Source organism: Chryseobacterium sp. HMWF035 (genome assembly GCF_003094695.1).
Classification (GTDB): Bacteria; Bacteroidota; Bacteroidia; order Flavobacteriales; family Weeksellaceae; genus Chryseobacterium; species Chryseobacterium gambrini.
Genome location: NZ_QEHP01000109.1, coordinates 54,113 through 73,468, shown reverse-complemented (window position 1 = coordinate 73,468; position 19,356 = coordinate 54,113). Strand labels below are relative to the sequence as shown.

At 30.7% G+C, this 19,356-nt stretch carries 23 protein-coding genes; 12 read left to right on the top strand and 11 right to left on the bottom strand.

Going from position 1 to position 19,356, the window contains the following annotated elements:
• The 7 genes from DD829_RS24490 to DD829_RS16235 all read right to left on the bottom strand — a co-directional run.
• Positions 1 to 90 (bottom strand): transposase (locus DD829_RS24490; RefSeq protein WP_133240948.1); only part of this gene is annotated, 90 nt, incomplete at its 3' end.
• A 6-nt stretch (positions 91 to 96) separates the two neighbouring features.
• Entirely contained in the window at positions 97 to 315 is a 219-nt protein-coding gene (locus DD829_RS24485; RefSeq protein ID WP_116547936.1) for a hypothetical protein, read from the bottom strand.
• Positions 312 to 659: a helix-turn-helix domain-containing protein gene (locus DD829_RS16250; RefSeq protein ID WP_116547935.1), complete on the bottom strand. Its 348-nt coding sequence runs from the start codon at positions 657 to 659 to the stop codon at positions 312 to 314. The genes DD829_RS24485 and DD829_RS16250 overlap by 4 nt, the downstream gene beginning before the upstream one ends.
• Positions 660 to 709: 50 nt before the next feature.
• On the bottom strand, positions 710 to 1,141 hold the full coding sequence (locus DD829_RS16245) for a transposase (protein ID WP_116547934.1): 432 nt from the start codon (positions 1,139 to 1,141) through the stop codon (positions 710 to 712).
• A gap of 144 nt (positions 1,142 to 1,285) precedes the next feature.
• On the bottom strand, positions 1,286 to 1,465 hold the full coding sequence (locus DD829_RS24200; protein WP_228408229.1) for a transposase: 180 nt from the start codon (positions 1,463 to 1,465) through the stop codon (positions 1,286 to 1,288).
• Complete coding sequence (locus DD829_RS16240; RefSeq protein WP_228408228.1) at positions 1,408 to 2,046, bottom strand: IS5 family transposase; 639 nt, start codon at positions 2,044 to 2,046, stop codon at positions 1,408 to 1,410. Before DD829_RS16240 ends, DD829_RS24200 begins: the two co-directional genes overlap by 58 nt.
• Positions 2,047 to 2,492: 446 nt before the next feature.
• The gene (locus DD829_RS16235) at positions 2,493 to 3,290 is read right to left on the bottom strand and encodes a hypothetical protein (protein WP_165814875.1); all 798 of its coding nucleotides are present in this window, start codon (positions 3,288 to 3,290) and stop codon (positions 2,493 to 2,495) included.
• An 841-nt stretch (positions 3,291 to 4,131) separates the two neighbouring features.
• Between DD829_RS16235 and DD829_RS16230 the strand changes: the two genes are divergently transcribed.
• The 6 genes from DD829_RS16230 (at position 4,132) to DD829_RS16210 (ending at position 10,961) form a co-directional block, all read left to right on the top strand.
• Entirely contained in the window at positions 4,132 to 4,758 is a 627-nt protein-coding gene (locus DD829_RS16230) for a DNA-binding response regulator (protein ID WP_116547932.1), read from the top strand.
• Positions 4,759 to 4,850: 92 nt separating this feature from the next.
• The gene (locus DD829_RS16225) at positions 4,851 to 5,765 is read left to right on the top strand and encodes an IS982 family transposase (protein WP_108409328.1); all 915 of its coding nucleotides are present in this window, start codon (positions 4,851 to 4,853) and stop codon (positions 5,763 to 5,765) included.
• A gap of 176 nt (positions 5,766 to 5,941) precedes the next feature.
• Positions 5,942 to 8,782 carry a hypothetical protein gene (locus DD829_RS16220; protein WP_116547931.1) on the top strand — a complete coding sequence of 947 codons (2,841 nt, stop codon included), beginning with the start codon at positions 5,942 to 5,944 and terminating at the stop codon, positions 8,780 to 8,782.
• A gap of 315 nt (positions 8,783 to 9,097) precedes the next feature.
• A complete protein-coding gene (locus DD829_RS24195) occupies positions 9,098 to 9,661 on the top strand; it encodes an IS110 family transposase (protein WP_228408227.1) in 564 nt (187 codons plus the stop codon).
• A gap of 32 nt (positions 9,662 to 9,693) precedes the next feature.
• The gene (locus DD829_RS24190) at positions 9,694 to 10,065 is read left to right on the top strand and encodes a transposase (protein ID WP_228408226.1); all 372 of its coding nucleotides are present in this window, start codon (positions 9,694 to 9,696) and stop codon (positions 10,063 to 10,065) included.
• A 173-nt stretch (positions 10,066 to 10,238) separates the two neighbouring features.
• Complete coding sequence (locus DD829_RS16210; RefSeq protein WP_108411387.1) at positions 10,239 to 10,961, top strand: IS5 family transposase; 723 nt, start codon at positions 10,239 to 10,241, stop codon at positions 10,959 to 10,961.
• A 44-nt stretch (positions 10,962 to 11,005) separates the two neighbouring features.
• Here DD829_RS16210 and DD829_RS16205 read toward each other — a convergent pair whose 3' ends face one another.
• From DD829_RS16205 to DD829_RS16195, 4 genes are read right to left on the bottom strand one after another with little or no spacing between them, the layout of a single operon-like run.
• The gene (locus tag DD829_RS16205; protein WP_116547930.1) at positions 11,006 to 11,908 is read right to left on the bottom strand and encodes a leucine-rich repeat domain-containing protein; all 903 of its coding nucleotides are present in this window, start codon (positions 11,906 to 11,908) and stop codon (positions 11,006 to 11,008) included.
• An 8-nt stretch (positions 11,909 to 11,916) separates the two neighbouring features.
• Complete coding sequence (locus tag DD829_RS23380; protein ID WP_123906901.1) at positions 11,917 to 12,111, bottom strand: hypothetical protein; 195 nt, start codon at positions 12,109 to 12,111, stop codon at positions 11,917 to 11,919.
• Positions 12,112 to 12,136: 25 nt separating this feature from the next.
• Positions 12,137 to 12,439 (bottom strand): hypothetical protein, encoded by a 303-nt coding sequence (locus DD829_RS16200; RefSeq protein WP_108411196.1) that lies wholly within the window; start codon positions 12,437 to 12,439, stop codon positions 12,137 to 12,139.
• 9 nt (positions 12,440 to 12,448) lie between these two features.
• Positions 12,449 to 13,255, bottom strand: coding sequence for a transposase (locus DD829_RS16195; RefSeq protein WP_228408225.1), 807 nt, complete (start codon positions 13,253 to 13,255; stop codon positions 12,449 to 12,451).
• A 216-nt stretch (positions 13,256 to 13,471) separates the two neighbouring features.
• Between DD829_RS16195 and DD829_RS16190 the strand changes: the two genes are divergently transcribed.
• The 6 genes from DD829_RS16190 to DD829_RS16165 all read left to right on the top strand — a co-directional run.
• Positions 13,472 to 15,517, top strand: coding sequence for an IgGFc-binding protein (locus DD829_RS16190; RefSeq protein ID WP_123906899.1), 2,046 nt, complete (start codon positions 13,472 to 13,474; stop codon positions 15,515 to 15,517).
• Positions 15,518 to 16,030, top strand: a complete 513-nt coding sequence (locus tag DD829_RS16185; RefSeq protein ID WP_108411198.1) for a hypothetical protein — start codon at positions 15,518 to 15,520, stop codon at positions 16,028 to 16,030.
• 330 nt (positions 16,031 to 16,360) lie between these two features.
• Positions 16,361 to 17,275 (top strand): IS982 family transposase, encoded by a 915-nt coding sequence (locus DD829_RS16180; RefSeq protein WP_108411199.1) that lies wholly within the window; start codon positions 16,361 to 16,363, stop codon positions 17,273 to 17,275.
• Between the two features lie 335 nt (positions 17,276 to 17,610).
• The gene (locus DD829_RS16175) at positions 17,611 to 18,579 is read left to right on the top strand and encodes an SMODS domain-containing nucleotidyltransferase (RefSeq protein WP_116547929.1); all 969 of its coding nucleotides are present in this window, start codon (positions 17,611 to 17,613) and stop codon (positions 18,577 to 18,579) included.
• On the top strand, positions 18,530 to 18,982 hold the full coding sequence (locus DD829_RS16170) for a hypothetical protein (RefSeq protein WP_123906897.1): 453 nt from the start codon (positions 18,530 to 18,532) through the stop codon (positions 18,980 to 18,982). The genes DD829_RS16175 and DD829_RS16170 overlap by 50 nt, the downstream gene beginning before the upstream one ends.
• Positions 18,975 to 19,356: hypothetical protein (locus DD829_RS16165; RefSeq protein WP_194294698.1), on the top strand; the 382-nt coding region annotated here is incomplete at its 3' end. The genes DD829_RS16170 and DD829_RS16165, both read left to right, overlap by 8 nt.

Genomic DNA, 19,356 nt, shown 5'->3' with positions numbered 1-19,356 from the left:
TCTAAAGTGTACAAAATTGCTCGGGTCAAAAGGCTGCTCGGTCTGAAAAAAGGTTTCTCCTGTAAAATATTGCCAATAAGCATTCTCCACCCATCTTTATACAACCGTCTCATCGCTTTCTTTAAGCAAAAGCATTCCTGCTATTTTACGGATAGCAATAGAAGGTCTTCCGTTTTCTGAAAATAATTTCTCAAACTCTGAATCCATTTTATCCCAGGAAATCTCACCTGCCAATTTTACCAACGGATGCTCCATATTAATGAGTTCTGTAAGCCTGATTTTGAATAAATTCTGCTGTAAATAACGATTTTTCAAACTTTTTCTGCTTTGACATTAAGGCATTCTCTTCGAATAATCTTTTTCCATTTTGTAATACTATTTCTACTTAATTTGAAGTGATTTGCAAGCTGTGTATTATTTAATTTATTTTTCTTTTGATAATCTAAAATATATAAAATTGAATTTTTGTCATAAGCACGATGCTTTCCATTAGAAAAATCAGAACTTAAAGAATCAAATAGTCTATTATTCAAAGTTAACACTTCAAGATTAGATAATGTTTTTTCCTTTAAAAAAGGAAGAAATTCATCTACCCTTTCCGGAAATTTAATTAAAATTAAATCAATATAAATTTTATTATAATTAGGTCTTATAGTCATATAAAAAATTTAAAATGTTATCACGTAATAAACAAACTAACTATTTAAAATTATTTGCCATACTTATCAATCCATTTATAGAGAGTTGTCTTTGGAATATTATAATCATTAATAATTTCATTTTTAGTTTTTTGTCCCGTTTTTAATAGTTCAATCAGAAAATCAATAATTTCTTTAGTATATATATTTTTTCTAAATACGGGAAGTACAGTATTTTTCTTTTGATCATTTAAGTTAATACTGCTTTGTGGTGAATAGAGAATGAGATGATGACTGTAAATTCTAAAAAAGTCATACTCTAAAAGTTTACTCCATCTTAAAATCAATGATGAATCTAAACTTTCCGACAAAAGCATGTTTTTTAAATCATCCTCACTAATTTTATGAAACTTTAAAATACGATCCTTCTCGTATCCTAATTCTAAAATTCTTTTCTTAATTAACTCTCCAATATGAATTTCTTTGAAATTAAATTTTGACATACATTTATATATAAATCTGATCAATAAAAGTTATAATCTATTATTAAATTAAAAATAGTTTCCAACAAATCAAGTATTTGCTAGGGACATGATAATAAATATAAAATAGAAACTGTTGAACTATTATTCTATTTAAGAGCCTGTTTAAATTTTGTTCAATAAAAGTTTTATCGCCGATAATTTGACCATGTTTTCCGATGTTTCCATTAAGAACTCATAATTTCTAAACAATCTTCTGTCATTATCAAACCATGCAAATGTACGTTCTACAATCCATCTTTTATGAACAGGCTTAAAGCCTGGTTTTTTCTCGTCCGAACGCATGACAACCTTAATAAGAGATACCCAAATTTTTTCTTTACAGTCTCTATGATCTCTCCTCTGTAACCGCAATCAGCGAGAATAACTTTTACAGGACTTAAAAAGTAAGACATGGTTCTCATTAATAATTCCACCGCTTTACCGTCATAAACGTTGGCTACAGTTACCATTATTGCTAATAGAAATCCGTTTTTGTCTACCACTATATGCCGTTTAATTCCTTTTACTTTTTTGTTTCCGTCAAATCCGTTTAATGAACGGTTATTTCCCCATTTTACACTTTGGCTGTCCATAATCCCTAAGCTTGGGGCTCTGTTTTGACCTTTGTTTAAACGTACTTTTTCTCGTAGTTGGGCTAGCAATAAATCAAAATCTTCAGCATCAGACCATTTATTATAATAGTAGTAAACCAACTGCCATTTGGAAAAATCATTAGGCATCATACGCCATTGGCAACCTGTTTTTATGACATATAATAGCGCATTCCAAATCACCATAAGAGAATATTTTCTTTTTCGCTCTTTCAGATTCATCGTTTTCTTTATATATTGCCATTGGCTTTCTGTTAAATCGGTTGGGTACATTTTATTTTTTTTCAAATATCCAACCTCGGAAAGCCTTTAACAAAATTTTTTATTAAAATTTAAACAAGCTCTCAAAATAGACCATTATAAAATAAATATCATTTGCTAAGTACATGACAAAATTACAATGTCTTGAAAATCAATAAAACAAAAAGCTTGTTTCAAGCATTCAACTAAGTACACCAATACCAGTCAAGACTCTAAAATTAGAATTAGATTCAGTTTTGGAGTATCATTTTGAAACAAAATCAATAAAGCCCGATTGAAATTTAATTTAGCTTTATGTAAAGTAAAAATGGTGTTCGAGATAGTCTCATGAAGAGAAATTAGCGCACTCAATCTTTATGATATAAAGTACCTTAATAATTTTCATCAAAAACAAAAATACTAAAAACGGTCTGATAATTTTGCTTTTCTTTTGTCTTGTCTTGTCTATTAAATAGTATCTAATTATTATATACTAAAACCTGCATTTTTGTTAGCATTGCCTCTGTATCGCCATTGTAACCTACATAATTTGAGGGATTTGCATTCACAATCTGATCTCCGGACCAGGCAGAATATTGAACTTTAAAAATGTATGTTCCTGCCGAAAGTGTTACTGATTTTAAAAATGTTGTGGGAGCAGGTAAATTAATTAAACTACCTCCATCTCCCGATGATGTATACGCCGAAGAAATTTTTGTTCCGTTTTGAAGTAAACTAAAAACCCCCTGAGTAGCCACCCCTCCAGCACCAGTAGCATTTATAGCAAATCCTAAAATCGTAAATAAAAAAGTTTGTGTTTTTCCCGTAGGAACTGTCAATACAATTGTTACACCCGGGACATCAGCAGTAGTTCCCTGATTAATGGTTAAAGCTGTGGTACCCTGTACATAATTTGCAGAAGCTATAGTTCCGCTTACAGTATTTAGAGTTATCCAAGAAGGTGCCGCTCCTGCACCATTGGATGTAAGAACTTGTCCTGCCGTACCACCTTCCGTCAAGGTATTAAGTTTACTCCAAACGGTTCCATCAAAATAATAAAATCCCACCTTATCCATATTTACAGTTGTACCGGTTTGGGTTCCTGTAGCAATACTATCAACATATATTAAAGTTGAAGTTTTAACTCCCGTCATACTCTGTGCTCTTTGCCGATCGACCCTAGGAAATAAAAAACCGTCAACATTATTTGTTGTACCTGTTTTATTTTTAGCAGTTACATCAAGAGTCGCTGCAGGCAAGGCTGTATTAACCCCCACTTGTGCGGACAAAATTAAAGGAAACAAAATTGCTCCAAATAACACTTTTTTCATTATAGCTTCTTTTTTTTGGTAAAAATACAAAATTAACAACATGTAAATATATTATTTTATTACATTTGCAATATAAATTATTTATTAATATCTATCGCTAAAAAAAATAACAAATTCAGTAACAAATTGATTTTTTTTATACAAAAAATAGAGATAAAATTCTATTTATTATTACATTACAAAAATAACTAATAATGTAATATCTTAATTATTTTTGAACCTACATAAATATGGGTGCTTATTATTATCTTTAATAAGGAATTTAAATTAAAATTTTTGGTAATTTTGACGTCGATATTAAACCATAATATACATTGATTAAATCCTTTGTTTATTTTCAAGCTTAATGCTTAATTGACGATTATACAATAAAGTTGTTTAAAGTAAAGAATGAAGACTTTATAAGAATTTGCATCATTCTTTCAAAAAAAGTTTGTTAAGTAAAAATATTATAAAAAAGAGATTTGTCCATATTTATCGTTAGGAGAAAAGAAAAATAACGCCAAAGTATTGCTGGAAGATGTTGGAAGACATCAAAAATCCAATATTAGGACAGTTAATAAAGAACTTTACAAAAGAAGATTCATCATTTAGGGGAAGAATTCATGGATGACGACATCAAAGCACTATATTAAGATATGAGGCGAAGGAAAAACAATGGAGAGATTTATACCTATTAGCTTTTGTCTGCATTCTAATTAGGGAACTTTAAACAACTTCAATTTATAATTATTTTATAGAAAATATTACGATTAAATAATCAATTAACTTTTTTATTACAATACAGATGGTGGAAACAATTAGAAACGTTATTATCATTGAAGATGATTTAGAGTTTGCTCTTCTGCAAAAAGAAATGGTAAATAAAAGTGATAATTATTTTTGTGAAAAGATTTATATAAGCCCTATTGGATTTCTTTGTGATGAAGAAATAAAAGCAGATATTATATTGTTAGATATTTTAATGCCCAACATGAACGGTTTGGAGGCAATACCAAAAATTTTACAAAAATATAAAAATGTTTCTATTATAATAAACTCTGTACAAGACGATACAGAAACCATACTCATGGCATTAAGATTAGGTGTAATAGGATATATTGATAAACAAAATTTTGATGTATATATATATGAAGTGCTTAATTCTATAAAAAATGATGGTGCATTTATGACACCAAAGATCGCAAAAAAAGTTTTTGCTTTTTTTAATAATAAACAAAGAAAATTAAACATTCTTACAAAGAGAGAAAGAGAAGTCGCAATAGGAATAATTGATGGATTGTCATATAAGTTGATAGCTGATAAATTGTCAATTTCGATTGAAACCGTAAGGATGAATATTAAATCTATTTATAGAAAATATAAAATCCATAGTAAGTCGGAATTAATATCAATGATTTATAAAGGAGAATAATATATCTTACCCGTAGTGCATTTGTGTTATATTGAATAAAAGTTGTGTAAGCTGCTAGAAAGCAGTAAATTGTAGTTATCACAAACAATTGAATGCAAAACTTTAGAGCAAATTACGAGAAAATTTTAGAAGTATTAAAGAAATTAGAATTAGATAGTGAGAATTTTTTATTTCAGATACGAAAACCCAAGTTAACAGATTTAAGGATAATCGCAATAAATCTGACTTCTGAATATATGAGTATTGATAGTGAGCATCAGCTTTTCAGAATCTTACCTGTTGAAATTAAATCACTTATCGAACAAAGCGTTTGCAATAGAATAAAAAGGAAGCTGTTTAACCATATGAAACGGATTAGAAAATTATTAGCAGAAAAGGTTAATGGCTCTGAAAAGTATGTTGTTGTAAATAGTATGTTGTTGGAAATGTGCAGATTATCAATAAGTTCACGCAGTAGAATATGTAAAAAAACAGATTATGCGCTTCCAAACAGAGGTTATTGTGCTTCACAGAAAATGCATTACTATGGTTATAAACTTCATGCGATTTGCTTAACAGAAGATGTGTTTCAAAGTTTGGATATTAGCCCTGCCTCAGTACATGACATTCATTATCTGAAAGATATAAAGCAACAAATTAAAAACTGTACAATCTTGGGTGATAAAGGATATTTGTCTGCAGAGTTCCAATTAGACTTGTTTACATCGCATAATATAAAACTGAAAGTTCCAATGAGAAAGAACCAAAAAAGTTATAAAATTCAGCCTTACATAATACGGAAGTCCAGAAAGGGGATAGAAACTTTATTCTCTCAACTTTGTGACCTGTTTATGATTAGAAGAAATTACACCGTAACTTTTTTAGGTTTTAAAACAAGGATACTCTCAAAAATAGTAACGCTCACTATTATTCAAACAATAAACAGAAATGCAAATAGGAATATCAATAAATTAAAAATCAATATTGCCGAAATGCACTACGAGTTATATCTTGTATTTTTATATTGAAGAGTTGATTTCACAGCTTGGCTTTATAAATAGTCCCCGAGGTAAGCCTCGAAGTATTCTCTTCGAATAAATCTACCCATAGTGCATTTGGCTTAGATTGAATAAAAGTTGCGCAACCTGCTACAAAGCAGCAAATTGCAGCTACCACAGCTTTGTTATTTAAAATTAAGATATATATGAAGATTTTATTTTTATTACTCCTTTTTTTTCACAAATTACTGTTTTGTCAGCAATATAAAATTGTTAATTATAATGTTGAAAATAGTCTTGAAACAAATGATGTTGTAGACGTAGCAACCGTTGAGAGTATATGTTATATTGCAACTCATAATAAAATATATAAATTTGATGGATTAAATTTTCTAGAATTTAAGTTTAATAAGCTGAGTCTTTCTGATGACTATATAAAAAAAATATCAGTTTATAATAAAAAATCACTTTTTGTACTTTTCAAAAAAGGTTGTATTGAAATAAATTTATCTAATCGAAAATCAAAAGTTATAAGTAATGACTCTTTTTTTGATATATATTCTGATTATAAAAATATGATATTTTTAAAAAGTAATTTTCTTATTGAAACTTATCACACAAATGGATCAAAAATAATTTTAAAAAATTTTCAGAGATACCTAAATCCAAATATACCTCCTGATTTTAATGCTAAAATTTGTTTGTTTAAAAATAAATTATTCATATCTGTTCCACATCAGGGGATCTTTTGGTTTGATCAAAATAAATATTATAAGGTAACTGACAGAAATAATTGTCCTGGAGGCTATAAAGAATTCTTTAAAATACAAAATGACAGTTTATTTTTTTTAGGACTAAAAGATCCATATTTTTTTAATGAACGAAAAAAAAGATTTCTAAAATATAAATTGACAACAGGAACTAAATATACTAATGGTAGAATTAATGATATTTATTATGAGAACAATAATTATTGGTTTATACAAAATGATAAAGATTTATTTGTAAAAAATAATAACAATATTAAAGAGTTTAGCATAACAGAAGATGAAAATATTGAACTTAGAAAAATCTTTATTAATAGTGATAGGATTTGTCTGAGTTCCAATAAAGGATTTTATGTAATTTACAAGAATCGTTCATTTATAAGACATCTTACAAATGAATATAGAAGCTATAAACATGCAAGAACCAGACGTAAAATAATAGAAAATAAAAATCAAATAATATTATTTGGTAATCCTCAACCTGTTAGTGTTGTCAATAATAAAATTTATAATCACAAATCACTTCCAGCCCTTTCAATATATGATGCAGTTATTGGATCTAATGGGTATTATGTAGGAACGGAAGGGCAGGGCTTATACTTTTTAAATTTTTCGTTAAATAAAAGCGTAAAAATAAATATTCCTGATATCATTCCTAATAATGAGACTATCTCTGCATTATATTATGATCGGAAAGAAAAAAAAATATACGCAGGTGACAGTAATTTTTTATATTTCTTTAATGAAACAAAAAATTATTCCCCTATTGAATTACACAAAGTACCATTTGAGGGAGGACAGATAAAAATTATCACAAAAGACACCATTAGAAATATTTTTTATATAGGAGCTAGTAAAGGATTATACATATTTACAAAGCATAAATTTATAAAAATTAAAGACTCTGAAGTAACAGATTTATATATAGACTACAAAAAAAATAATCTATGGATAGGGCATCAAAAAGGAATTGACATTTTAAGTATTTATAGTAAAGTTCATACTAAATTCTTAAAAATACCATTTGTAAATCCAACGGTTGCCTCAATAACAAGGGATGATAATAATTTTTTTTGGGTATCTACTTTTAGTGGTATTGTTTGTTATGATGCATTTGGAAACCTAAAAATTAAGCTTACAAAAAAAAATGGGCTTATAAATAATGAGTATAATTTTAAATCATCTATAAAACTAAAAAACGGTAAAATTATATTTGGCGGAGTTGATGGTTATGATATTATAGATCCTATAAACATTGAAAAAAGTAATAAATGGAAAAATTATGGTTATATATCGGACATTTCTTTGATGGGAAAAGATACTGTATTTGTTAATAACTTCTCAAAAAAAGATAAGTACATCTTGAAATTTAACAGAGATAAGTATTTTGCTAGAATATATCTTTCTTTAAAACGTTTAGATAATTTAGGATCATATGAATTTAGATACCGGATAAACAAAGGTGTTTGGCTTGATTTAAATAAATCATATTTAGATCTTATAGCATATGAATCAGGCGAATATACTATAGAATTTGAAAGTATAGATAATACAGGGAGATTGATTCATTTTAAACCAATAATTGTCGATGTTCAAAATAGTTTTTTTAAAACGAAGGCTTTCCTATTCTTGATATTTGCTACTATAATCATTTTAATCACTGTTTTATTTAAAATTAAATTAAATACGAATAATAAAATTAATGGTATCTATAACGAAATTAGCATGGATTTACATGATGAGTTAGGAGCTTTAATATCTAAGACAGCATTAATTACAAAATCGAGTAATAGCTTTGATATGGATATTAAAGATAAAATAATTTCTAATCTTGATATTATTAGTCATAATCTAAAAATATATATAAATTCCCCTAAACAAAAGAAAATATCAATAATAAATTTATATGAAAGTGTAAACGATATTTTTGGTGAGTATTTTTTTTTAAGAGAACTTCTCTTTTTATCCTCAAGTAATCTTGAAAAAAATTGTTATGTGCCTAATAATTTAGTTAAAGATTTGAAGCTTTGTTGTTTGGAGATTGCTAATAACATTGCAAAACATTCTACCGCAACTGAAGTTGAACTAACATTCTTTCAGTTCAAGAAAATAATTCGCATAGTAATAATTTTTAATGAATATTATAATGTATCAAATTTTAATAATAGATTAGGAAATGGATTGAATAACATTGAAACAAGAACAGCTAAATACAATGGCTCTTTTGAAATTTCACAATATAATTATAAGACCAAATTTAAACTTGAATTCTTTTTATAACGACTTATGAGGAAGTGAAATTCTTTATAGTGTTCAACTATACAAAAGTGAAAATCTCTTAGAGCCTGTGATAAGTTTGCCTACAATATTTAAAGAATACTAAAAGTTAAAAATATTCATTTAGAATAATACATTAGAAAAAGCAACAGGAAAAAGACAGAGAGCTTGCAGATATTCAATATCGATTTAAACATTGAGTCCCTGTTGCTTGTTTTCTAAAGACCGAATAGGATGCTGTTCAGCACTATGATAAGAACTCTTATCACAATGGTTAAAAAGAAAACTACTTTCTAATGAAATTTAAAAACTTTTAGTATGGCGAATCTAGGAAAAAAAGTAATTGGAGTGGATGTGAGTTCCAAGATTTTGGTAATGAGTTTATTGAACGATGAAGAAAAAGAAGTCATCATCAATGTTTGCAACAACAAAACAGATATTGAGAGATGCTTGAAGAAGTGGAAAAAAGAGACGTACAAAATTGTGGTTGAAGCCACCGGTTCCTACAGTAGCAAAATTTTGTATTATGCTTACCAGTTGGGTTTTGAAGTGTATCAGGTAAGCGGATTATCCATCAAGAAATTTGCAGAAGTGAAAAACCACATCAGCAAAACCGACGAGCAAGACGCAAAACTGGTTCGGAATTTTGGAGAAACAATGGAACTTAATCCTTTTGAACCGAAAAAAGAAAATATTGAACTTCTTGACCAGGAACTGATGCTTTGGCATGATTTAGAACAGGAAAAAGCGAGATTTTCATTAAAATTAAAATCACTTAGGCAAAAACCCGTTCTCAACAAAAATGTTGTAAAACACTATGAATCCGTCATCAAAAAGTTGGCAAAAGAAATTGAAAAAGTACAAAAAGACTTCCGAAATTAGAAGATGAAGAACTTAAAGAGAGTAAAGAATTATTGACCAGCATATCGGCAATTGGGGACAAAACAGCCTTGTTGTTATTGGTTGCGACCAATAATTTTAAGAATTTTAAAACCGCAAAATCGATATCTAAGTATTTTGGTGTAGCACCCAGAATGTATCATTCCGGCAACAAAAAAATAACAATTGGAAAATGCAGGACGAGCAAAGGATTTGTGAGAAGCATTTTATACGTTTGTTCGTGGAGTGCCATAAGATTTAACGCTCAATGCAAAGCTCTCTTTGAGCGGATTTTGGAAAAAGGGAAGTGCAAAAAAATAGCCTTAATCGCTGTTTGCAACAAACTTTTAAGGCAAGCTTTTGGAATTATAAATAACAAACAAAAATATCAACCAAATTATATTTAAAAAAAGAAAAAAATTAACTTTTAAAATTTGGAAAGTAACATAGGATGTTTAAATAAAAAAATACTTTTTTATTTTGAAAAAAGCTGATCAGTAAGAACTTTGTAATTGGAAAAAAACAACAGAGTTCTATGAAATCGAAATATATCCGACTTACCAATCAGCAGTGACAATTTATGAAAAAACATTTACCCATAAAAACAAAAGGACATTATAATTTACGTGATTTGGAAGATGCAATTCTTTGGATTCTGCGCATAGGAAGCCAATGGCGAAATCTTCCTGAAACATTCCCAAAATGGCAGAGTGTGTACTATCATTTTCGTAAATGGGGTAAAGATGGGACTTTGATACGGTTGAATTCAGCACTCAACAAGTTAGAAAGACTTAATCAAGGGAAAGCTGAAACACCAAGCCTTCTTTCTATTGATAGTCAAAGTATTAAGTGTAGCTCTTTTATTTCTAAAGATAAAGGCATTGATGGGAATAAGAAAATTAATGGTAGAAAACGGCACGTAATCACTGATACATTAGGTTTGGTTTGGGGTGTCGTGGTAAGCCCTGCCAATTATACAGATGGATCCATTGGTCAAGCGGTATTGCAACCTCTGTTAGGGTATCTTGACCGGCTGGAAAAAATTCTCGGAGACCAAGCCTACAGAATAGGATTTTTAGATTGGGTACAAGAAAATATCATAGGTTTGGAAGTGGAGATTTCCTCTTGCCCACCTTCAGAAAAAGATTTTGTTCCTTTGAAATGGAGATGGGTAACAGAGAGAGCTTTCGGAATCTTTAATTTCTTCAGAAGACTTGATAAAGATTATGAAAAAACACCACAAAGTCAAGAATATTGGGTTTTATGGCAAAATTGTCAAATTATACTCAATAGATTCAAATAATTATTGAGAATCTTTTTTAACATCCTATTATTTTCTTAATAAAATTACTCTTTTATAAATTTTGTTGCAACTTTTTTGTTGTTTTCAATTTCAGTTATAACAATGTATTTGCCAATTTGCAGATTTTCAATAGTTATTTGTTCTCCAAATCTTGCTTTACCATATTTTATTCTTCTTCCTAAATTATCGATAATTGAATAATCAAATAAATCTGTTTTAAAAGCTCTACTTTTCAAGATAATGAACTCCTTTGCAGGATTAGGATATATCGTCATATCATTATTTTCAGCATCAAAATCGCTAACACCTAATGGAGATTGTGGTAAAATAGGATTAAAACTACTCCATACTTGTGCAGTTGTGTAACTACTTACAGTGCCACTTGGCACATACAAAGTACAATTACTAGTTGTTACTCCTAAAAAAATATATTGATTTGAAGTTACTGCTAGTGGTACTTGCCAATTAACGGTGAGTGAAATTAAACTTGAACATCCAGAAAAAGCATTAGTACCAATAGAAACAACAGAACTGGGAATATTCATTGTGGTCATACTTTGACATTCACCAAATGCATTTCTGCCAATGCTTGTTACTGTATTTGGGATAATTATTGATGGGGTGTATCTATTTTCAAAAAAAGCATCTTCATCGATTGCTGATACAGTATAGTTCTGAACATTATACATTACGGTACTTGGAATCACGATGCCACTAGTTGTTAATGAATTGGTATTGTTTTTCACTTTTACTTTATTATTAACGTTGTCAGTAATCGTATAATTAAGTCCGTTGTAAGTGAAATTTTGAGCTAATGCTGTAACTGATAGTAATAGATAACTTAGAAAAAATGATTTCTTTAAGAAAAATGGTTTTAACATAATAAATGGTTTTACTTCGTAAGGTATACTTTTAATATAAAAAACGGCATCTGCTATAAATGCCATCTTAAAAATTACTTTTTAAAGTCAAAATAAACGATTGCGTTTCCAGTTGTTTCCGGATAAAATCTTTTAAAAGAACCTGTTATACTTCCTTTCACTTGGTTATTTGTTAAAACGGCAAAAGTAAGTTTAAGCCCTTGGTCACCGTGATACACAAAACCGTCTTGCACCGATGGGCTAGCAAAAATCAGTGAGTTTGTAGCCAAATCGATATCATAGGTTTTGTTTACTTCAAAAGTTTTTGTTTGCTATCTTAATTTGAGAAGTGAATCCTTTAGCAGTGGAAGCAGTTGCCTCATAAGCTCGTCCTAAATCTAAAAAATCGCCATCTCCTTCTCTATACACATTACAAATAGTATTGTAGGTATATTCTTTATCCCCTTTGTAAACTAATGTTCCTTTTGTAAAGCTATATTGCACTTTTATTGTCGATAGCGACTCACTATCAGTTGTATTTGTACTAACATTATCTCTTTCACAGCTCAAAAATATTAAAAATAAACTAGCGAAACTAGCTAATAATAATTTTTTCATAATTTTTTTTTAAAAATTTGTAACATTAAATGCAAAGATACAAAACCTGTTTAAACTTTTATTTTTCTGAGAAACAAAAATAGAAAAAGCCCGATAATGCAAACTCATCCATGTAATATTTAAAGTTTCAAACCTTACTAATAGTGCTTTGAAGCTATCCAGCCATGCATTTGCTTTTTCTATTTTGAATCTTCTTTTATACAGTTCGGAATCAAAATATTTTTCATACTCTGTATTTCCATTCCGTGGATTCTCTTTAATATTGGCAATCATTTCTTTTTTCTCAAGAATATCTCTGCATTTTTTACCGTCAAAACCTGAATCTGCATTCAGGAATAATCCTTTACACTCTATATCAGCTTCATCCAAAAGAACAAAAATCTCCTCTAAAGTTTCTTCAATCTGATAAAGGTCATGATGTTCTCCGCTCACTGGCTCTCCCATTGAAAGCATTTGTCCCTGATTATCACAAAGGAAGATACAATTACTGGTCTTTGATGATTTTCGTCCCTGATAACCTACCGATTCGCCACCGGTTTTACTGCGCGTATGACTTCCGTCCATCTGAACACAGGAAAGATCTAAATTTCTTTTATTCTTTTTAAGAAGGGAAACCCAAATTCGCTTGAAAGAACCATCCTTACTCCATTTATTAAAATAATAATAAATCAGTTGCCAACTGATTCCCTGATTTGTAAAGTACTCTTTAAGACTCAGCTCGCGCCATTGGCAGCCTGTTTTTAAACGCTTAATAATGAGTTGAAAGATTTTCCCTAAATCAAATCTTGTTGAAAGTCCCCGTTTTCCTCTGCTCAAATGAGGAATTATCCATTTTTCCAGTTTATCTTTGCTTATGAGTTCCAGATTTTAGTTATTTTAAGTTGCAATCCAAAATTGCTAATTTTCTGGATACTCTTTCCGTAAAAAAGTTTAAACAGGTTTATTATGATAAATTGTTTTAAAATGCTAACTTTGAAGCGGGCTTGCATCTCCAGAGTTATCATTTAATTCCTATTATTTAAAAAACTAATTATGAAAAGACTATACTTATTTATAGCGTTCCTTATGCTTAATTTTGGCTATGCGCAACTTGATAACCTCCATTACTTACAGCCAATTATCTTTGGAAGTTATACCTCCGCCAGTGGCGAAGCCAATATAGAAAAAGAGTTTATTTATTTGTCTACTCCATCTTTAACCAATATTACTGTTAATGTAACTACAGCAGATGGTAATACCATTCCAAAATTATCCGTCCAATCTATAAATGCATCAACCGTTACTACTGTTACTAACGGTGTGATAACTTTAAGTAACAGTAGTCCTGTAAAACTAACACTTGTTAACAGTTCTAATAATGCTGTTACACCACCGGGAACCTCTCTCCTGACACTTCCTACAAATAATGCTGGAACCATTATTTCTGCCGAAAAAGGAGGATTAATTTTTACTTCTTCTGATGGCTTTTATGTAAATTACAGAGGATCGGCTGATGCTCATGCAGGTTCTGTTATGACAAAAGGAAAGGCTGCCTTAGGAAAGATTTTTTTCTGGGGTGGAACCCCCACTGAATCCAAGACTACAATATCTGAAGTCGGTAATATGGCTTCTATAATGGCTACACAAAATAATACGACGGTAACTATTTCAAATATTGACTTCGGAACTGAATTTATCAATGGAACAAGTTCATCTCCTATAACAGGATCCATCATTACAAGAACGTTACAGAAAGGTCAGTCCTTTATATTATACGCTAAAGTAAGAGTGAATCAATTAAGTATACAGGACACAGGCTGGCTTGGAGCTAAAATATCGTCCAATAATGATATCGCTGTAACCGTTGGAGGATTAATGCAGCAGGGAGGCAGCGAAGATGGAAGAGACTTCGGTATAGATCAGTTAGTTCCTATTGAAAAAATTGGAAATGAGTACGTTATAATGCAAGGAAATGGTGCGGAAAGTGAAAGAGTAATAGTTATTGCCACTGAAGCTAATACCACTGTAAGAATAAATGGGAGTACAAATCCCAGTGATAATTTTACATTAACTAATGCTGGGGATTACAAAACAATATCTGGAATCTCCTTTACCAGTAAAAACATGTACTTGAAATCCAATAAGGCAGTCTATGTTTTTCATAAAATTTTTGGTAATTCTAATCTTAATACCAATAGTATTATGTTTATCCCTCCTCTTTCCTGTTTTGGGCAGAAAAGCGTAGACCTGATACCTGATGCCAAGAGAATCGGAGAAATACAATATAACAATACAGAACTTGCTGTTCTTGCAGCAAACGGAATAGCTAATGTACCAGTAGTGAAAACATTAGGAGGAACTAATATCAATCCGATACCTGCAACCGCCAACATTGCCGTCCCGGGAAATTCAAATTGGAGAAGCTATAGATATGATATAGGAGGTATATCGAATCCCATTAATAATATAAAAATAAGCTCGGCCGGAACAATCCAGGCTGAACTATTGGGAGGAAGCGTTGCTGCAGGATTCGGAGGCTATTATTCAGGCTTTGGAGATACTCCACTTGTGAAAATTAATATTTCAGGAAGTCCAAATCCGCTGAGACCATGTACAGGAAATACCGGCAGCTCGGTTTTATCTGTAAACACAGGATTAGGAACATATCAGTGGTATAAAAACGGAATCCAAATTCCGGGAGCAACTACCAATATATACACCATTCCTGTGACAGATATTACTTCTGCCGAGTATAATATTATTATTACTATTGCCGGAGGATGTTTAGTATATTCTAATGTGGTGACATCATTTGCCTGCCCTTGTTATAAGCCAGGCACTGCAGGAACTCCCCAAATAACTAAAATAGGAATTTCCACCAGATCCAAATCAAGCACACCAAACTTTCCAGCAGACAGAAACAATGGCTTTATCGCTCTTGAGTCTAACAACAAAGGAATGGTGATATCAAGAGTCCAGAACCCGGAGGTATCGATATCTGCTCCTGTGGACGGAATGATTATTCATGATACCGATGAAAATTGTATAAAAATTTATAACGGAACAAAATGGAGCTGTATTAACCAAACATGTAATTAAATGAAAACATACATTATCCTAATTTTTTCTCTCTATAATTTCGCAGTAAAAGCCCAAATAGGTATAGAAAAAGTATCTGTAGATGGTGACGGGTTAATGGATTTCCCAACAGGAACCACTAAAGGGATACTACTTCCGCAGGTACAGAATGTCACAAGTATGACAAATATTTCTCCAGGGACATTTGTTTTTGACGGATTAACAGCAAAGACGAAATATTACAATGGTATTTCCTGGATTGAAATGACGGGAGAAAATGGAGTCTCTCCTACTTTAATTACTAGTGTAGAAAAAAATGTAACCAAGGGATTAATTGTAGGTATGCCTGATTCCCAGACAAATGGAGTTCTTGTTTTTGAGTCTGACAAGAAAGCTCTTATTTTGCCTAAGGTTATTAACCCCGTAAGCAACGTAAAATCACCAACAGCAGGAATGATGTGTTATGATCCCATTGCAAAGCTAATCTGTTTTTATAATGGAACCACCTGGTCGTTTTGGGGAGATATAAATTAAGGTAAACTCGACATAATTGGGGTCAGTTAATTTGCATAATGTTTGAAGGGTTTTTTGATAAGAAATTTTCACTTTTGTACAGTTGAACCCTACTATATACTGAATATCATAATCAAGCGGTTCGAGATAGCGCCAAGAGGAGAAGCCATACTGACAAGTCGCCAAATTGGCGACTTTTTTCGTTTATAACTGTTTGATAAACAAAATCATAACCGCTTACAAACGGGTTTGAGAAGTCCAAAATAAAATTAACGTGAATTCGGAGAAAAACATGAGGTGCTTAATGTCTAAAATTAATATTTTAGAATTGAACAAATACTAAAACACCTCATGAAAAACAAAGATATGCTTTTTGACGAAAATCTATTGATAGAAATCTTCATCAAAGCTGATGACCTGTGTAAAGAAATTGAAAGCGAAGTGTTTTCAAAAATCCTCGAAGACAAAACAATTTATGGTGGCTATCAGAAGCCTTGCTGTAAAATGAGCGAGAGTGAAATAATGACCCTTCTGATTTATTACCATTACTCAGGATACAAATGTTTTGAATATTTCTACTGTCAGTTTGTCGCCAATGAGTTAAGCTCTTATTTTCCAAAGCTTTTAAGCTATAACCGTTTTACCGAAGTCCTGTCCTGTGTTTCACTTCATCTGTTTATTTTTGCCAAAGTCCTGTGTTCCCTTAGTCTGCAAACAGGAATAAGTTTCATTGATTCAAAAAAGATCGTTGTCTGTCATAACCGCCGCATCCATCAGCATAAAGTATTCAAAGGCAGGGCGGCACGAGGCAAGTCCTCTACCGGATGGTTCTATGGCTTTAAAGTCCATCTGGTTATTAATGAAAAAGGGGAAATCCTGGATTTTGATCTCACTCCCGGAAATGTAGCGGATAATAACCACAGCCTTCTGAAACGCATTTTAGGGAAAGTAAAAGGTCTTTGTTTTGGGGATAAAGGTTACAATACTGCTTTATGGAAAGATTTCTTTCAGCAGGGACTGAAAATTATTACCAAGTCAAAAAGTAAAGCCAAAGCAAAGCTGATGCTGCTCAATGAGCGTTATATGCTTCTCAAACGTCCTTTAATAGAGAGTGTGAACGATATTTTTACTTCCGTCTTTGATCTGGAGCATTCCAGACACCGAAATCCCGATAATGCTTTAACCCATATGATCTCTGCCATATGCGCCTATTGTTTTTATCCGGAAAAACCATCGGTAAATTTCCCGAACTGGATAAATGCATAGATGGGAAGGACAACTAAATATAATTCAATATTTTAGCGTCGAGTTCACGTTAAAATTATGGGATTTTTGAGGTAATTCTCGAACCGCCTCATAGCGCATTTTACAAAATTCAAATAATCAAATAGTTATGATAAATCATTTCATAGGTTCGATTAAATTTGTTGTGTAACTGTATTTGAATTTAAAGTCAAGGTATAGCTCAATACAATATCTAAACCGTTAACAGAAATAGTTGTAGATTACAGTCTATATGCATTCTGCCAAATTGACACAAATTCACAACAGGCATGTAAATTGAGTAAATCTTTTTAAAGATCATAAAAATTTTAATTAATATGCCTACACTTTTACAATCTATTCAATCATTCATTGATAATATAACAGTAACTGATAAACAAGAAGAAAATATAACATCCTCTGTTAATAATATTACATCAGCTCTTGAGGATGACGAGACTCTCAATTTGAAAGAAACCTTTTTAAATGGATCTTATGAACGTGATACTATTATTCGACCATTAGATGATATTGATATTTTTGCAGTTTTAGATGAAGAGAAATGGTGTGACGAATACGGAAATCTTCCGAACCCACAATCTGTTCTTTCAAAAATTAAAAATTTTTTAGATAAACAAAATGATTATCAAGGTAAAGTTAAACAAGATAGACCCTGTGTTACCGTCGAATTAAGCAATAAATCTTTTGATGTTTTACCGGCTTTTGAATTTGGGGAAATGGGATATCAAATTCCGAACTATGATCTAGCCTCTTGGACTCTCTCCTATCCCAAAACATTATCTGAAAGCTTAAGTAATGCACACAAAAATTATAATTACAAATTAAAAAACATTATAAAAGCAATCAAATATTGGAATAGATTGAATGACAAGATCATTCCATCATATCATATAGAAGAGATTACTATAAAGGTTTTTTATTATTATTCTTTTACTAACTATGAGCAATCAATTAGAAAGTGGTTTAATGATGCTGAACTACATTTTGAAAGTAACAAATTTAAATCTGATTCAGAATTTGACAAATTTAAAAACAAATTTGAAAAAACAAAAAATATGCTCAATGAAGCTAAATATTATTTAGATGATAAGAATGAGTCAGAGGCGAAAAAGATATGGAAAGAAATTTTCCAAAAGGAGTTTCCTATTATTGATGAAAATGAAGCAAAATCATTTTCACAATCATTAAGTGAAGGAGCTCTGAAAATTTCAAGTTCGGGCGCTTTATCAACCTCAGTTGGAAAATCAGTTTCAGCTTCAAATGGCTTTTTTGGTGATTTACTTTAAGAAGAAAAAATATAATATAGATTTGCAGATTCTTGCAATGAAGCAGAATTATCCTCAATTTAAATATAAAAAAGTGGGTGACTTGATCACATTCATAGGCGACCTGCAAGCAAAGCCTGAATTACCCATATATACAGTTTCGATTCAGTATCGGGGTGCATCTCAACCGATTGTTAAAGTTCTAAATCCACAATTGGTTGAACGTCCACCGCATGTTTATTCTGAAAATAAACTTTGCTTATACCATCCTAAAAATTTTGTTTGGAAAAAGGAAAAATTAATTGCAAAAGAAATAGTTGAATGGACAGCTGCATGGATTTACTTTTATGAAGTATGGCTGGAAAATGGAAAATGGTTTGGACCCGAAGCTTCACATAATATAGAAAAACAAGACTATGAGTAAAAAAGTCCCACATAAAGTAAATTATAAAGTAACTTCTTTAATATCTGATATTCAATTTTGGCTAATTATTGCAGGTACTATATTATCATTTATTACAATCTTCGATGTCGAAGAGTCCTTGAATAAATTATTAGAAAAATTTATATGTATTATTTCAACAATTTATTTTATATCTGAAATTTTATTTAATAATTTCTTCATCATTGCAGAGCAACACAGAGTTGATGATTTAATTGATAATAGTTTAAATTCAAAAATCGCAGATGAAAATTCTGAAAACTATTACACTAATGATGATTTAAAGCAAAGCATTACAAAACTGGGCGTGAATGGATTTGAGAATACTTTTTTTACGAAAAATGTTGTAAGAATAA